Below are 15,309 nucleotides of genomic sequence, written 5' to 3'. Positions count from 1 at the left end.
ATGGAGATGTTTTCATTCAACGCCAGTATGGACTTGCTTCAGCCAGTCGATCTGACCGCACTGCCAGAGGAAAAAACGGCCCTGACTATCGACGGGCTGGATTTGTATTATGGTCAGAAACAGGCGCTGTATCAGATCAACATGAAGATTGCCAAAGGGCAGGTCACGGCGTTTATCGGCCCGTCCGGCTGTGGTAAATCGACCCTTCTCCGCTGTATCAACCGGATGAACGAGCTGGTGGAAGGCTGCCGTGTTGAAGGGCAGATCCGGCTGCATGGCAAAAATATTTATGATCAAAACGTGGATGTGGCGGCACTGCGTCGTCAGGTCGGAATGGTGTTTCAGCGACCCAACCCGTTTCCCAAGTCTATCTACGAAAATGTGGTATACGGCCTTCGGCTGCAGGGCGTGAAGAATAACCGGGTGCTGGATGACGCTGTGGAGAATTCACTGCGCGGTGCTGCTTTGTGGGATGAGGTGAAGGATCGTCTGCACGAAAATGCCTTTGGATTGTCCGGCGGTCAGCAACAACGACTGGTGATTGCACGGGCCATTGCCATTGAGCCAGAAGTGATTCTGCTGGATGAACCGACATCGGCGCTGGATCCGATCTCGACGCTGACCATTGAAGAGCTGATTAACGATCTCAAGAAAAAATATACGGTGATTATCGTGACCCATAACATGCAGCAGGCTGCACGGGTGTCGGACAATACCGCATTTATGCATATGGGTGAGCTGGTGGAATACGCGCCAACCAATGACATTTTCACCACCCCGAAAGAGAAACGTACCGAAGATTACATTACTGGCCGTTACGGCTAAGGAGTTGCAGCGCATGTTGGATAATTTAAGTCTCAGCCGTCATATCTCCGGCCAGTTTAATGCCGAGCTTGAAAGCATTCGTACCCATGTGCTGGCGATGGGCGGACTGGTGGAACAGCAACTGACTGATGCCCTGAAAGCCATGCATAAGCAGGATGTTGATCTGGCACGGCGGGTCATTAAAGATGATCACAAGGTGAATGCCATGGAAGTGGCCATTGATGAAGCCTGCACCCGGATCATTGCCAAGCGCCAGCCAACCGCCAGTGACTTACGACTGGTGATTGCGATTATCAAGACGATTACGGATCTGGAACGTATCGGGGATGTGGCAGAGAGCATCGCCAAGGTTGCGCTGGAGAATTTCACGAACAAGCAATATAACCTGTTGGTGTCACTGGAAGCCCTGGGCCAGCATGCGGCCCGGATGCTGCACGAAGTCCTGGACGCGTTTGCCCGGATGGACGTGAAAGCGGCGATCCGGGTCTATCAGGAAGACGACCGTATTGATAAAGAGTATGAAGCGATCATTCGCCAGCTGATGACCTATATGATGGAAGATCCAAGGTCGATCCCCAATGTCCTGCAGGTGATGTGGTCTGCGCGCTCCATTGAGCGAGTCGGGGATCGCTGCCAGAACATTTGCGAATACATTATCTATTTCGTCAAAGGCAAAGATATTCGTCATACCAGTCCGCAGGAAATGGAACATTTTATCGACAGCAACCGTTAGGGGGAGCTGATAGCCATGTTTTCAGGGAGCTTCAGGCTCCCTGATGGTTTGGGGCGGGATCAGTCATTGTCGCCCTTGTCGAATCGGTCCGGTACAAAGGTTTGCTCATCCATCGGCGGGCGGTGATAACCTTCTTTATTGATCTCAGGTAACTCGATGTCCGGGTATTCGATGGATTCGTAAGGAATCTGGCTGAGTAAGTGCGAGATGCAATTGATCCGGGCTTTTTTCTTATCGTCGCTGTCGACCACCCACCAAGGGCTTTGCTTGGTATCCGTGTGGGCAAACATTTTGTCTTTGGCTGCGGAATACTCGACCCAGCGCGAGCGGGACTCTAAATCCATCGGGCTGAACTTCCAGCGCTTAATTGGCGTATTGATTCGCTCCAGAAAGCGTTTTTCCTGCTCTTCGTCAGAGACGGAAAACCAGTATTTGAGCAAAATGATGCCAGAGCGCTGCAGCATGCGCTCGAATTCAGGGCAGGCAAGCAGAAACTCTTCATATTCTTCTTCGGTGCAAAACCCCATCACTTTTTCGACACCGGCTCGGTTGTACCAGCTGCGGTCAAACAGCACAATTTCTCCGGCAGAAGGTAACTGCTCCACATAACGCTGAAAATACCATTGGGATTTTTCTTTCTCGGTGGGTTTTGGTAAGGCAACCACCCGGCAGACCCGTGGATTGAGCTTTTCGGTGATCCGCTTGATGGTTCCGCCTTTCCCTGCGGCATCCCGGCCTTCAAAAATCACCAGCACACGCAAGCCTTCCTGCTTCACCCATTCCTGGCATTTCACTAATTCTATCTGAAGGTGCTCGAGTGCTTTTTCGTAATCTTTCTTCTTGAGTTTGCTTTGTAACTGCTCATCCGACATAGATAAGTCACACCCCTGTTTGATTGGATGATTTAATCTTAGCGGGTTTCAGGGCTGGAATATGTGATCAGTCGGATAAGATAACCAACCGGGCAATCATGCCCGGCTGGTAAAAACATGACTCATTAGGCTCGGGCCGCCTGAAGCACTGCGGCGATTTTTTCTGCGCTGGTGACGGGAATGGCGAAGTCGTCCACACTGGCATCACCCATATGCGCGCCCGCGGCGACATGTTCCATCAGGCTTGGCCGCGTCGTTTTACCTGACAGGTGTAACTCGGTTACGCCGGTTTGAGTCAGAATGTCGGCAGCGTTATCCGCGGTAACCCCAGCACCGGCCATGATGCTCAGACGGTTATCGCAGTAGCGTACCATTTCGGCTAGCGTCTCTGCGCCCTCCAGTACCGAGGCTTGTAAGCCAGAAGAAAGGACCCGTTCACAGCCTGCCGCCATCACCACATCCAGAGCCTCGTAAACATTCACACACTGGTCAATCGCACGGTGGAAAGTGACGCCCAGCCCATCGGCAGCCTGCATGAGTGCGGCGAGCTGATTGTGATCGACTTTTCCTGCGGCGTTGAGTACGCCAATGACGACGCCTTGTAATCCAATCTGTTTGGCCGCATGAATATCAGCCAGCATGATTTCCATATCCTCTCCGGAGAATAGGAAGTCGCCCTGACGGGGGCGGATCATGGCATAAACCGGGACACTCGACAGGCGGGCTGCCTGACGCATAAATCCGACGCTTGGGGTCAGTCCGCCCAGAGAGAGGGATGAGCAGAGTTCAATGCGGGTTGCACCGCCCTGTTGTGCGGCATGAAGGGATTCAATGTTGTCGATACAGACTTCAAGATGGGTCAGCGCAGTCATGGTTCAGCCTTTGCAAAGAAATATCATTGCTGAGTGTAATCGCTGAAAGGAGCGCAGTCGAAGCGGAAGATCAAAGGAGCTCAGAAAAAAAGAAGCCCGGCACAATGGCCGGGCTCAGAAATCTAGCGCAAAGCTGGATTACAGGTCAGCAGTGTGCTCAGACAGGTAAGCTGCAACGCCGTTTGGAGAAGCGTCCATACCTGCTTTACCTTCTTCCCACTGTGCTGGGCAAACTTCACCGTTCTTCTGGTGGAAGTTCAGAGCGTCAACCATACGCAGCATTTCGTCGATGTTACGGCCCAGTGGCAGGTCGTTCACAACTTGGTGGCGAACAACGCCTTCTTCGTCGATCAGGAAAGAACCACGGAAAGCAACGCCCGCTTCTGGGTGCTCAACATCGTAAGCTTTACAGATTTCGTGCTTCACGTCTGCAACCAGAGGGTATTTCACTTGACCGATACCGCCGTTTTCAACAGCAGTGTTACGCCATGCGTTGTGAGAGAACTGAGAATCGATCGATACACCGATGACTTCAACGCCTTTTGCTTGGAAATCAGCGTGACGCTTGTCGAAAGCAATCAGTTCAGAAGGACATACGAAAGTGAAGTCCAGCGGGTAGAAGAAAACAACCGCTTTTTTACCTTCAGTGAACTGCTTGAAGTTGAAGTTTTCAACGATTTCACCGTTACCCAGAACTGCAGCAGCTGTGAAATCTGGTGCTTGACGACCTACTAGTACCATGTTGGTGCTCCTAATATTGGAATGTTTACCACCCCGTATGGGCAGTCCCTGATAAAACAGGACACACTATATCGAAAGTGCTACATTGAAAAAAGTGGAATAAATAGATTATTACAATCGAAAAATACGATGAGCAAATTTCCTTCACTGAAACAACTACATTATCTGGTGACTTTATATGAAACCCGTCACTTTGGTGAGGCAGCCAAGCAATGTTTTGTCAGCCAGTCTACCTTGAGTTCCGGGATCCAGAATCTGGAAGACTTGATTGGCTGCCAATTAATCGAGCGCGACAACAAAGCGCTGGTGTTTACGTCGGTTGGCGAAGAAGTGGTGATCCGGAGCCGGGAATTACTGGCCCGGACACAGGATATGATGGAACTGTCGAAAAGTGGCGATGATCAGATGGCAGGGCAGGTCCGTTTGGGGTGTATTCCGACCATTGCGCCTTTCCTACTGGGAGATTTGGTCCAGGCCGTCAACCGCCGTCACCCCCAGCTTCACCTGTTATTAAGAGAAGACACCACGGATAATCTGCTCAGCGCCCTGAGAAACGGCGAAATGGATGTGCTGATTCTGGCATTACCGGTGGAAATCAGTGGCATGCAAAGCCAGGTGGTGGGGCGGGATCCATTCAAAATGGTGCTCAGCAAAACTCAGGCTGTCCGGGTGGCATCGCCGCTGCGCTATACGGATTTGCCCGACGAATCTGTGTTTTTACTGGAAAAAGAACATTGTCTGACTGGTCATGCGGTCTCAGCCTGTCAGCTGACCAGTAAAGAGAAGATCAATCCTTTCGCTGCAACGAGCCTGCATACGCTGGTTCAGATGGTTTCCAATGGTTTGGGATCGACCTTTATTCCCCAGATGGCGATCAAGCATGGCTTGGCTGATAACCCGGATCTGGTCATTCTGGAACCACCGGGTGATGCAGCATACCGGGAAATCGGTCTGGTCTGGCGTCCGACTTCAAGCCGAATTCCGACTTTTCAGGCGCTCGCAGCGATTGTTGCCGACTTACTTTAAGTGCTTCCAAACGGGTCAGCAGAAAATATCTTTATATTTGGTGAATAATTCTGCTGATCTGCCATTCTTCTGAAGTATTGTCCTGTCTCGAGAAAAGCTCAAATCACTGATTTTGTAGATTTTTTCTGTTTCGTTCAGAAAAACAATTCTGTTTTGCATCATGAAAGTGATTCCCTGTGTGTATGACTCCTATAATTTTTGTCTATAAATGTATTGAGATTGAGCCGTTTGCATCCGGTTGCTAATCCGGCTGATGTTTTAAACGTTCTTTTTGCAATTCAGAATTGCACCCGAAACTGTTATTTAATTACGTAATCCTCAACATTTTTGAGGCCGTACAGAATGAAAGTCAAAAAAACGGAAATATCGCTTCAGGCTGTTTTAATTTGGTGTTTTGAGTAATAGCTCTACATTTCATAAATATATGATTTTAATTAAATTTATTTGTTTTGCTGTTTGGTTTGAGTTTTGGGGTGGTTTGCTTTTCTCAATTCATTCAGGCAACTTAGCTTCCATGTCGAGGCCAATTCTGGTCTAAGCTGAACATCAGCGAACGCCTTGTTTAGGTGGTTATTTAGTTACAGCTGTCTGTGGCTGAAGCAAATGGGGAGATTTCAATGGATAGGGACAATCAATATCAGTTTGGTCAGTTGACCTTGAAGGCATCACTGTCTGATTCGCAACGCGATATTTTAAGTGATGAGGCGATGGCATTTATCGACAAACTGGTGACCCGTTTTGCTGCCCGTGTCCCTGAGTTGCTGGCAACCCGTGAAAGCCGTCAGAAGGCCATTGATGACGGCCAGCTGCCGGATTTCCTTCCAGAAACCCGGGATATCCGTGAAAGTGACTGGACCATTCAGAATATTCCTGCCGATCTTCAGGACCGCCGTGTTGAGATTACCGGTCCGGTCGATCGGAAAATGGTGATAAACGCGCTCAATGCCAACGTGAAAGTCTTCATGGCTGATTTTGAGGATTCGTTCGCACCGGCCTGGAGTGCTGTGATTGATGGTCAGCGAAATCTGCGTGATGCGGTGAATCGCACGATTGCTTATACCCAGCCTGAAACGGGCAAAGTCTATGAACTGAACGCGGACCCTGCGGTCTTGATTTGCCGGGTGCGCGGACTGCACCTGCCGGAAAAACACGTGCTGTGGCAAGGTCAGCCCATTCCTGGGGCGCTGCTGGATTTCGGCCTGTATTTTTTCCATAACCACAAACAGTTGCTGGCCAATGGCAGCGGGCCCTATTTCTACGTGCCGAAACTGCAGGCCTATCAGGAAGCGGCCTGGTGGAGCGATGTTTTCAGCTTTGCTGAGGATGAAGCCGGTCTGTCCCGCGGCACCATCAAAGCCACTGTGCTGATTGAGACGCTGCCGGCCGTATTCGAAATGCATGAAATTCTGCACAGCCTGAAAGCGCATATCGTTGGCCTGAACTGTGGTCGCTGGGATTACATTTTCAGCTACATCAAAACACTGCGTAATCACCCGGACCGTATTTTACCGGACCGTCAGGTGGTGACGATGGAAAAGCCATTCCTGAATGCTTACTCCCGTTTGCTGGTTCGCACCTGTCACCAGCGTGGCGCCTTTGCCATGGGCGGTATGGCTGCCTTCATCCCGTCAAAGGATCCAGATCAGAATGCCTGGGTGCTGAATAAAATCCAGACCGATAAAGCACTCGAAGCGAAGAATGGTCACGATGGCACCTGGGTGGCACACCCGGGACTGGCAGATACTGCACGCGCTGTGTTTGATGAGTATCTGGGTGAACGTTCGAACCAACTGGATGTGACCCGTGAATCTGATGCGCCGATTACCGCGCAAGAATTGCTGGCCCCTTGTGAGGGGGAGCGAACGGAAGAAGGCATGCGCCACAATATTCGTGTCGCGGTGCAATACATTGAAGCCTGGATTTCCGGCAACGGTTGTGTGCCGATTTATGGCCTGATGGAGGATGCAGCGACGGCGGAAATCTCCCGCGCTTCAATCTGGCAGTGGATCAAGCACGGCAAGACGTTAAGCAATGGTCAGGTGGTCACAAAAGATTTGTTTGCGCAGATGCTGGCAGAAGAAATGCAGGTGCTCGAGCAGGAAGTCGGTTCATCCCGGTTTCATCAGGGCCGGTATCAGGAAGCTGCCTCGATGATGGCACGCCTGACCACCAGTGAAGCACTGGTGACCTTCCTGACATTACCGGGCTATGAATACCTTGAATAAGCCTGCCGTTGTCACAGTCAGGCAATGAAACGTGAGCGACCCGATTGAAATATGGCTGTCTGGAAAAAACCGGACAGCGGAAGCCCAAGAAACCCAATGAAAACTGAACCGCAGAACCTCCAATTTTGCGAATGATCGTCACATAATATGAGGGATTTATTATGACACTGACTCGCCAGCAACAGATTGAAGCCATTGAAAAGGACTGGGCTGAGAATCCGCGTTGGAAAAACGTGAAGCGTACTTATACCGCGGAAGACGTGGTGAACCTCCGGGGTTCCGTCGTCCCGGCGAACACACTGGCTCAGCGCGGTGCTGACAAGCTGTGGGATCTGGTGAACGGTGCTGCGAAAAAAGGGTACGTGAACTGTCTGGGTGCGCTGACCGGTGGTCAGGCTGTCCAGCAGGCGAAAGCTGGAATTGAGGCGATTTACCTGTCTGGCTGGCAAGTGGCGGCAGACAATAACACAGCCTCTTCGATGTATCCGGATCAGTCGCTGTACCCGGTGGACTCTGTCCCGGCCGTGGTGAAGCGAATCAACAACTCTTTCCGCCGGGCTGATCAGATTCAGTGGGCGAATGGGAAGAGTCCGGAAGAAGGCGGTATTGATTACTTCCTGCCGATTGTCGCAGATGCAGAAGCCGGTTTTGGTGGTGTTCTGAATGCTTACGAGCTGATGCGCAGCATGATTGATGCGGGTGCGGCCGGGGTTCACTTTGAAGACCAGCTGGCTTCTGTGAAGAAGTGTGGCCACATGGGCGGTAAAGTGCTGGTGCCGACGCAGGAAGCCGTTCAGAAACTGGTTGCCGCCCGTCTGGCTGCAGACGTTGCAGGCACAACCACGCTGGTGATTGCGCGAACCGATGCCAATGCTGCGGATCTGCTGACCTCGGATTGTGATGCATACGATGCCGACTTCATCACCGGTGAGCGGACAGCGGAAGGTTTCTATCGCGTTCGCGCCGGGATTGATCAGGCGATTGCCCGTGGTCTGGCTTATGCACCTTATGCCGACCTGATCTGGTGTGAAACGGCGACGCCGTGTCTGGAAGAAGCCCGTAAGTTTGCAGAAGCGATTCATGCGGAATATCCGGATCAGCTGCTGGCCTATAACTGCTCCCCGTCATTCAACTGGGAGAAGAATCTGGATGCTGCAACCATTGCGAAGTTCCAGCAGGAACTGTCCGACATGGGCTATAAGTATCAGTTCATTACCCTGGCAGGGATCCATAACATGTGGTTCAACATGTTTGAACTGGCCCACGCTTATGCGCAGGGCGAAGGCATGCGTCATTATGTCGAGAAAGTACAGCGTCCTGAGTTTGCGGCAGCAGAGAAGGGTTATACCTTCGTGGCGCACCAGCAGGAAGTGGGTACTGGTTATTTCGACAAAATGACCAATGTGATTCAGGGCGGAAACTCTTCAGTGACCGCGCTGACCGGCTCGACCGAGGAAGATCAGTTCTGAGTCCAGTTCTGAGCAGACTGATTGGATTTGACTGAGCAATCTATCCTAGTAAGACCGTTTCGCAGCTGTACTCCGCAAGGAGATTGCGATCAGCGTTATCTTCTATATCCAGGGGCTGGTCACGCAGCCCCAGAAAGATAGCCTTTGAATACCAATCGCAGTCAATCACTGGTCATCCTAGCGGGTTCAAATGTTCGATCACTGCGTTAGATTTTTTGATTGTAGAATGACGACTGATCTAAAAAATCTGCCTTTTTCTCAAACATTTTTCCTGCGCTATTTCTGAACATTGACTGACTTTGATTGGTATAACTTTGAAATTGTTATCGCCTTGGGAGCCGCTGGCTCCCCTTTTTCATTCTTCATCTTTCGAAGGTTCAGCCAGATCCGGCTGTATCAGCCTCGCCTGATTTTCCTGCCAGTACATCCGGCTTGCCGCCATCAATCTCGGGTACAGAATCAGAAAACTCTCTTCCAGTGCAGCGTAATGTGTCGTCAGAAACGGCGGGCATTCAGACAGTGCATGCAATTTGGGACGTCTGGCAGCCATCCGCGCCAACGCATGATGAATACTTTCAGCCCGGCGGTACTCCAGCAGCCAGGCTTGTTCCCACATCCGCGTGGTCATTTGCTGGTACGTCTCTGGTACGGGTTCGGCAAAGTCTTCGATTTCCGCTCTGGCCTGTGCAACAAATGCGGTGAGCGGTAACCTATGAAATGTCGTCCAGTGACGTGCCAGATAGTGATCCCAGATCATATCCAGAGCAATGCCACTCACCCGGCGGATTACCGGCGGAAACGTCTGACGCCAGGCCCGGACTTCGGGCTGGCTGTCAATAAAGCCGTCGACAAAGCGATGCAGCCGGATCCCCGCAGCCACTTCTGGCGAGTATTGCCTGTATGGGTCACCGCGGACAAAATCAGCCAGCAGGTTGCCGGTCAGATGGCTCTGGCAATGATCGGCCAGATGCAGATGTGCAAGGAAATTCATGGGCTGTACTTGTAAAAAACGTCATCGTCTGGGCCCCAGTTCTTCAGAGCGCATACCAATACTGTAACAGGGAAATGGCTGTGCTGTGCAATCGGAATGCCAGACATTGTAATGCCGGAAGATTCTTCCCCGATTGATAGAAAGCCTGTGCTGTGGTGTCCAACTTTTTAGAAAATCTGACTCGAATCGAAAGAAATGGCAACTTCAGGGGTCAACATCACAATGCGGCTGGTAGTTTTTTATACAATAAAAGGAGATGTCGCAGTCATGTTATGTTCAGGCAAGGTGAAGGTGTCATGCGAATCTCAAAAGCGATGAAGGTTTCTACAGGGGTGGCACTGGTCATTTCTGTGCTCAGTTGTTCTGTTTTTGCACAGCAAAATTCTTCACAAGATGAAGTCTCTGCGGTAGCGAAAATCATTGGCGGAACACCAGCCGAGCAGAATGCATTACCCTGGCAGGCTTTAATTTATATTGATTATGGCCGGGATGGGCAGGATATCTTTCAATGTGGCGGGGTGATTATCGATCCCACGACAGTCCTGACTGCGGCACATTGCATGGAACAGAACCAAGTTGTTGCTATGCCATTTGAAATTTTGGTCTGGGGAGGCATCACAACGACCAGCAGTGCCCGGGAGAGCAATGCCTATACAGTGGCCAGTGTGACCATCCATCCTGATTTTGACCCTGTTACCTTCGCGAATGATATTGCGTTGCTGCGACTGAATTCTGCACTCACCGGTGATGTACAGCCGATTCAGATTGCCACGATCAGTGAGCAGTTTGAGGCCGATCTGGCTTTCGACAATACCTATACCCAAGGGGGGGGCAATCCGGAAAATCTGCTGGTTTCCGGCTGGGGCCTGACGTCTACTGAGCCTGATGCCACAGTCTCCAATACCTTACAGCAGGTCCTGCTGTCTGGGGTGCCGGATGAGGTGTGTGATCGGGTCTGGAGCAATATTAATCTCGGGAACCGGGATCAGGTCGTTTGCGCGATTGCTCCGTCACCGGCGGTCGAGCGGGACAGTTGTCAGGGGGATTCCGGCGGACCCCTGGTGTGGCAAAACCCGCAGAATGAGGGCGATACGGACTTCGGACTCCGGTTGGTCGGGCTGGTGAGTTTTGGGGCTCAATGTGCCTCCGATGCGCCGGCAGTCTATACGGAAGTGTCGCATTACCGGACCTGGATTGGCTCTGTCGCGGGTGTCGGGCTGGATTTTGACCCCGATCCGGTATTTATCATCGATCCGTTTGAACGGGCCAACTTGAATCCAGAACCGTCTTTTCAAGGTTCAGAAACGCCCGTTCATTCAGGGCTGTCCCGTTCTGACAGCGGTGGTGGAAGTCTGGCGCCCGGCGGACTGTTGGGATTACTGTTCCTGTTGTACTGGCGCAGGAAAAAGTAAGTGACAGACAGCCTTTTCGCGTCTGAATGAGCGGCGCGAATTGTGCAGGAAAGCTGGCACGATGGACGGGCCTCACCTGTGGTGCAGGCCCGTTTCGCAATTCTAACCCTGAATATCATTTATGTAACAATTGACGATTTTTATCGGGCCTTATACTTAACCCACTGTAGTTCATGAGGGTAGTAGTGATGAAAGCCCCCATCGATAAGTGCCTGTTATTCCTTCTTTTCTGTGTTTTTCATGTTTCACCTGTTTTCGCTGAAACTGAGTCGCCGCCCATGGGGAACACGGAAAATCCACCTGAAGCCAGAATCATTGGTGGTATTTCAGCCTCGCCGGGGGAAGTGCCCTGGCAAGCGTTCATCAGCATCGATTTCTCCAGCAACGGCACAGAAGCCTATCAATGTGGCGGTGTGGTGGTTGATGCCAGAACTGTCCTGACCGCTGCCCATTGCATCATCAATGCCGGACGAAGAGCGACACCTGAACACGTCCGGGTCTGGGCCGGTATTACCTCACTGCTTGGGGCGACCAGTCGCAGCGTCACGCCTGTGATCGCCATTACGGTCCATCCGGCTTATAACAGCAGTAACTTCAATCATGACATTGCCATTTTGCAGTTGGCGATGGATCTGCCTGAAGCGGCAATCCCGATTCAGATTGCGTCTGTAGCCACACAACTGCGAGCCGATAATGCGTTTGCCAATACCTGGGTGGCGAATGGTGATCGACCAGGAAACCTGCTGGTGACAGGGTGGGGCAGTACAACGCCAAATCCGGACGCACCCGGGGCAACGCAGCTTCAGCAAACCTTGTTATCCGGCGTGCCGGATAGGAACTGCGACATGCTGTGGGGCAGTTCGGTGAATCCGCAGGTGTACCGTATTTTTGTGTGCGCTTCTCCCCCTTCTCCCCGGTTGTCGCGAGACAGCTGTTATGGTGATTCCGGCGGACCGCTGGTTTGGCAGGATCCGCAGGCGAGCAGTGATCCGGACTTCGGACTGCGTCTGGTCGGGCTGGTGAGCTTTGGTGAGGGGTGTGCCGGCAATTTGCCGGGTGTCTATACCCAAGTTGCAACCTATCTGGATTGGATTGCCGCGGTGGTGGGCAGCGGTTTTGTCGCAACCCCGGCTTCCGCTTTTGCCATGAATCCTTTTTTGAAAGATTACAGTCAGGCCGGGCTGGAGAACATTAATGTTCAGAGCAGTGGCGGCGGTGGAGATGACAGTGGCGGTGGTCTGTCGCTGTTCATTTTACTGGCCCTGACGGGGCTGGCCGTCCTGCGAACCCGACGCTGACAATCAAGCAAAGTATTTCATCCCATTGCTGCGGGCTTGATCTTGCAGTAAGGCAGCCTATACTAGCTGCCTGCTGTAAGTTAGGGCCCAAAATAATGCAAGTTTCAGATTTTCACTTTGACCTTCCCGATGAATTGATCGCGCGATATCCGCAACCTGAGCGTTCTGCGAGCCGTTTACTGCAATTAGACGGTAACAGCGGTGAGATTGCGCATCAATCGTTCAAAAATGTGTTGGATCTGGTTCAGCCAGGTGACTTGCTGGTGTTTAACAACACGCGAGTGATTCCGGCACGTCTGTTCGGCCGCAAGGCAAGTGGCGGTAAGCTGGAAGTTCTGGTTGAGCGGCTGCTGGATGATCAAAGCATTCTGGCACATGTTCGTGCTTCCAAGGCTCCGAAGCCGGGCACACAACTGCTGCTGGGCGAAAACGATGAATTCGAAGCCGAAATGGTTGCCCGCCATGACGCCCTGTTTGAAATTCGATTCAACAGCGAGCTGACCGTACTGGAAATTCTGGAACAGGTTGGCCATATGCCATTGCCGCCTTATATCGACCGCCCGGACGAAGATGCAGATAAAGAGCGTTATCAGACTGTCTATAACGCTAAGCCGGGTGCAGTTGCAGCACCCACGGCCGGGCTTCATTTTGATGATCAGCTGCTGGCAGACATCAAAGCCAAAGGCGTTGAATTTGCTTTTGTGACCCTGCATGTTGGTGCGGGAACATTCCAGCCGGTTCGCGTGGATAACATTCACGACCATCACATGCATGCGGAATACGTCGAAGTACCGCAGGATGTGGTGGATGCGATTCAGGCAACCCGTGCTCGGGGCGGTCGCGTGATTGCAGTGGGCACCACTTCGGTTCGTTCACTGGAAAGTGCGGCACAGGATGCCCTGAAAAACGGCACCGAACTGGTCCCGTTCTTTGGCGACACCGACATCTTCATTTTCCCGGGCTACGCATTCCAGCTGGTGGACGTATTGATTACGAACTTCCATCTGCCGGAATCAACACTGATCATGCTGGTCAGTGCTTTTGCGGGATATGAGCACACCATGAATGCTTATCGTCAGGCGGTTGCAGAGCAGTACCGCTTCTTCAGTTATGGGGATTCCATGCTGATCACGCGGCGGCAGGCTGAATAAAAAAACATCGGTTCGCGACATGTTTTTGCTTTGTGGCAATCCGTGTCGAACTTTCCCCGAATCTGACTGTCTGGCTTTCTGCCGGACAGTTTTCGATCTCATGGCAGATCACTGCTGCATCAGGCGAAGGGCCTTTTGCATAAACCTGGGTCGTCAGACCTGAATGTCAGACTGTTTCTCTGGCAATTGGAGGCTTTGTGAAATTTGAATTAGATAAATCTCTGGGACGCGCCCGTCGTGGCCGTCTGGTATTTGAACGCGGTACCGTAGAAACGCCGGCGTTTATGCCCGTGGGAACTTATGGCACCGTCAAAGGGATGACGCCGGAAGAAGTCAAAGATACCGGTGCTCAAATCCTGCTGGGGAACACATTCCACCTGTGGCTGCGTCCGGGTCAGGAAGTGATGAAGCTGCATGGCGACCTGCATGATTTCATGCAATGGCAAGGCCCGATTCTGACGGATTCAGGCGGCTTCCAGGTGTTCAGTCTGGGGGATATCCGCAAAATCACAGAAGAAGGCGTTCATTTCCGTAACCCGGTGAATGGCGACAAGATCTTTATGGATGCCGAGAAATCCATGGAAATTCAGTACGACCTGGGTTCAGATGTCGTGATGATTTTCGATGAATGTACACCGTACCCGGCGACGCATGATGAAGCCAAGCAATCGATGGAAATGTCACTGCGCTGGGCCAAACGCAGCCGGAACCATTTCGATAAACTGGGTAATGAGAACGCACTGTTCGGTATTGTTCAGGGTGGCGTGTACGAAGATCTGCGTGATGTGTCCGTGAAGGGCCTGACGGAAATTGGTTTTGATGGTTACGCGGTGGGTGGTCTGGCCGTTGGTGAACCGAAAGAAGACATGCACCGTGTGCTGGAGCATACCTGTCCGCAACTGCCGGAAGATAAGCCACGTTACCTGATGGGTGTGGGTAAACCGGAAGATCTGGTGGAAGGTGTGCGTCGCGGCATTGACATGTTTGACTGTGTGATGCCAACCCGGAACGCCCGTAACGGTCACCTGTTTGTCACTGGCGGTGTGATCAAGATCCGCAATGCGAAACATAAAACGGATACAAGTCCACTGGATCCGCATTGTGACTGTTACACTTGTCGCAACTATTCGAAGGCGTATCTGTACCACCTGGATAAATGTAATGAAATTTTGGGGGCGCGCCTTAATACAATCCACAACTTACGTTACTATCAGCGTTTGATGGAAAGCATTCGTCAGGCGATTGAAGAAGATCGTTTCGACGCATTCGTAGAAGAGTTCTACGCGCGCCGGAACCGCGAAGTTCCACCGTTGAAAGACATTTAACTATAACGAGGACGTGAATAAATGAGTCTTTTTGTTTCTCAAGCACATGCTGCTGCTGAAGGTGCACCACAGGGTGGCGGCATGCAACTGTTCATCATGCTGGGCCTGTTTGCAGTCATTTTCTATTTCATGATCTACCGTCCGCAGGCGAAGCGGGTGAAAGAGCATAAGAACCTGATGTCTTCTATGGGCAAAGGGGATGAAGTGCTGACGAATGGTGGTCTGGTTGGCAAAATCACCAAAGTGTCTGAAGAAAATGACTACATTGTGATCGCACTGAACGACACCACTGAAGTGACAATCAAGAAAGATTTTGTTTCTGCGGTTCTGCCAAAGGGCACAATGAAATCTCTGTAATTTATGGCTTTG

Annotated in this window: 14 protein-coding genes; 10 read left to right on the top strand and 4 right to left on the bottom strand. The window is 51.6% G+C overall.

Going from position 1 to position 15,309, the window contains the following annotated elements:
• Positions 1–6: 6 nt before the first annotated feature.
• Positions 7–825, top strand: coding sequence for a phosphate ABC transporter ATP-binding protein PstB (gene pstB / locus Q4579_RS00435; protein WP_303560789.1), 819 nt, complete (start codon positions 7–9; stop codon positions 823–825).
• Positions 826–838: 13 nt separating this feature from the next.
• The gene (gene phoU / locus Q4579_RS00430) at positions 839–1,558 is read left to right on the top strand and encodes a phosphate signaling complex protein PhoU (protein ID WP_211647305.1); all 720 of its coding nucleotides are present in this window, start codon (positions 839–841) and stop codon (positions 1,556–1,558) included.
• Between the two features lie 59 nt (positions 1,559–1,617).
• On the opposite strand, the gene ppk2 is transcribed toward phoU, so the two are convergent.
• From ppk2 to Q4579_RS00415, 3 genes are all read right to left on the bottom strand, one after another.
• Positions 1,618–2,430: a polyphosphate kinase 2 gene (gene ppk2 / locus Q4579_RS00425; protein WP_303560787.1), complete on the bottom strand. Its 813-nt coding sequence runs from the start codon at positions 2,428–2,430 to the stop codon at positions 1,618–1,620.
• Positions 2,431–2,555: 125 nt separating this feature from the next.
• Positions 2,556–3,302 carry a copper homeostasis protein CutC gene (locus Q4579_RS00420; protein ID WP_303560785.1) on the bottom strand — a complete coding sequence of 249 codons (747 nt, stop codon included), beginning with the start codon at positions 3,300–3,302 and terminating at the stop codon, positions 2,556–2,558.
• Positions 3,303–3,440: 138 nt separating this feature from the next.
• Positions 3,441–4,043 carry a peroxiredoxin C gene (locus Q4579_RS00415; RefSeq protein WP_211647309.1) on the bottom strand — a complete coding sequence of 201 codons (603 nt, stop codon included), beginning with the start codon at positions 4,041–4,043 and terminating at the stop codon, positions 3,441–3,443.
• 129 nt (positions 4,044–4,172) lie between these two features.
• Here Q4579_RS00415 and Q4579_RS00410 point away from each other — a divergent pair, with 129 nt between their 5' ends.
• The 3 genes from Q4579_RS00410 (at position 4,173) to aceA (ending at position 8,763) form a co-directional block, all read left to right on the top strand.
• On the top strand, positions 4,173–5,069 hold the full coding sequence (locus tag Q4579_RS00410) for a hydrogen peroxide-inducible genes activator (RefSeq protein WP_303560783.1): 897 nt from the start codon (positions 4,173–4,175) through the stop codon (positions 5,067–5,069).
• A gap of 617 nt (positions 5,070–5,686) precedes the next feature.
• A complete protein-coding gene (gene aceB, locus Q4579_RS00405) occupies positions 5,687–7,294 on the top strand; it encodes a malate synthase A (protein ID WP_303560782.1) in 1,608 nt (535 codons plus the stop codon).
• A 161-nt stretch (positions 7,295–7,455) separates the two neighbouring features.
• On the top strand, positions 7,456–8,763 hold the full coding sequence (gene aceA / locus Q4579_RS00400; RefSeq protein ID WP_303560781.1) for an isocitrate lyase: 1,308 nt from the start codon (positions 7,456–7,458) through the stop codon (positions 8,761–8,763).
• 355 nt (positions 8,764–9,118) lie between these two features.
• On the opposite strand, the gene Q4579_RS00395 is transcribed toward aceA, so the two are convergent.
• Positions 9,119–9,754 (bottom strand): ACP phosphodiesterase, encoded by a 636-nt coding sequence (locus Q4579_RS00395; protein ID WP_303560779.1) that lies wholly within the window; start codon positions 9,752–9,754, stop codon positions 9,119–9,121.
• Positions 9,755–10,050: 296 nt separating this feature from the next.
• Here Q4579_RS00395 and Q4579_RS00390 point away from each other — a divergent pair, with 296 nt between their 5' ends.
• The 5 genes from Q4579_RS00390 (at position 10,051) to yajC (ending at position 15,297) form a co-directional block, all read left to right on the top strand.
• Positions 10,051–11,166: a trypsin-like serine protease gene (locus Q4579_RS00390; RefSeq protein ID WP_303560778.1), complete on the top strand. Its 1,116-nt coding sequence runs from the start codon at positions 10,051–10,053 to the stop codon at positions 11,164–11,166.
• Between the two features lie 278 nt (positions 11,167–11,444).
• On the top strand, positions 11,445–12,464 hold the full coding sequence (locus Q4579_RS00385) for a serine protease (protein ID WP_303560776.1): 1,020 nt from the start codon (positions 11,445–11,447) through the stop codon (positions 12,462–12,464).
• Positions 12,465–12,559: 95 nt separating this feature from the next.
• Complete coding sequence (gene queA / locus Q4579_RS00380) at positions 12,560–13,615, top strand: tRNA preQ1(34) S-adenosylmethionine ribosyltransferase-isomerase QueA (RefSeq protein WP_303560775.1); 1,056 nt, start codon at positions 12,560–12,562, stop codon at positions 13,613–13,615.
• A gap of 197 nt (positions 13,616–13,812) precedes the next feature.
• On the top strand, positions 13,813–14,940 hold the full coding sequence (gene tgt / locus Q4579_RS00375; RefSeq protein ID WP_303560774.1) for a tRNA guanosine(34) transglycosylase Tgt: 1,128 nt from the start codon (positions 13,813–13,815) through the stop codon (positions 14,938–14,940).
• A gap of 21 nt (positions 14,941–14,961) precedes the next feature.
• Positions 14,962–15,297 carry a preprotein translocase subunit YajC gene (yajC, locus tag Q4579_RS00370; protein ID WP_211647318.1) on the top strand — a complete coding sequence of 112 codons (336 nt, stop codon included), beginning with the start codon at positions 14,962–14,964 and terminating at the stop codon, positions 15,295–15,297.
• Positions 15,298–15,309 lie beyond the last annotated feature (12 nt).

The sequence above is a fragment of the Photobacterium sp. 1_MG-2023 genome (genome assembly GCF_030547945.1).
Taxonomy (GTDB): domain Bacteria; phylum Pseudomonadota; class Gammaproteobacteria; order Enterobacterales; family Vibrionaceae; genus Photobacterium.
Note: the sequence above shows the minus strand (reverse complement) of the source record. Positions and strands in the feature narration are given on the sequence as shown.

Excerpts from the sequence above, each read along its gene's own strand:
- pstB (WP_303560789.1), top strand. The coding sequence starts at position 7 with ATGTTTTCATTCAACGCCAGTATGGACTTGCTTCAGCCAGTCGATCTG.
- phoU (WP_211647305.1), top strand. The coding sequence starts at position 839 with ATGTTGGATAATTTAAGTCTCAGCCGTCATATCTCCGGCCAGTTTAAT.
- ppk2 (WP_303560787.1), bottom strand. The coding sequence starts at position 2,430 with ATGTCGGATGAGCAGTTACAAAGCAAACTCAAGAAGAAAGATTACGAA.
- Q4579_RS00420 (WP_303560785.1), bottom strand. The coding sequence starts at position 3,302 with ATGACTGCGCTGACCCATCTTGAAGTCTGTATCGACAACATTGAATCC.
- Q4579_RS00415 (WP_211647309.1), bottom strand. The coding sequence starts at position 4,043 with ATGGTACTAGTAGGTCGTCAAGCACCAGATTTCACAGCTGCTGCAGTT.
- Q4579_RS00410 (WP_303560783.1), top strand. The coding sequence starts at position 4,173 with ATGAGCAAATTTCCTTCACTGAAACAACTACATTATCTGGTGACTTTA.
- aceB (WP_303560782.1), top strand. The coding sequence starts at position 5,687 with ATGGATAGGGACAATCAATATCAGTTTGGTCAGTTGACCTTGAAGGCA.
- aceA (WP_303560781.1), top strand. The coding sequence starts at position 7,456 with ATGACACTGACTCGCCAGCAACAGATTGAAGCCATTGAAAAGGACTGG.
- Q4579_RS00395 (WP_303560779.1), bottom strand. The coding sequence starts at position 9,754 with ATGAATTTCCTTGCACATCTGCATCTGGCCGATCATTGCCAGAGCCAT.
- Q4579_RS00390 (WP_303560778.1), top strand. The coding sequence starts at position 10,051 with ATGCGAATCTCAAAAGCGATGAAGGTTTCTACAGGGGTGGCACTGGTC.
- Q4579_RS00385 (WP_303560776.1), top strand. The coding sequence starts at position 11,445 with ATGGGGAACACGGAAAATCCACCTGAAGCCAGAATCATTGGTGGTATT.
- queA (WP_303560775.1), top strand. The coding sequence starts at position 12,560 with ATGCAAGTTTCAGATTTTCACTTTGACCTTCCCGATGAATTGATCGCG.
- yajC (WP_211647318.1), top strand. The coding sequence starts at position 14,962 with ATGAGTCTTTTTGTTTCTCAAGCACATGCTGCTGCTGAAGGTGCACCA.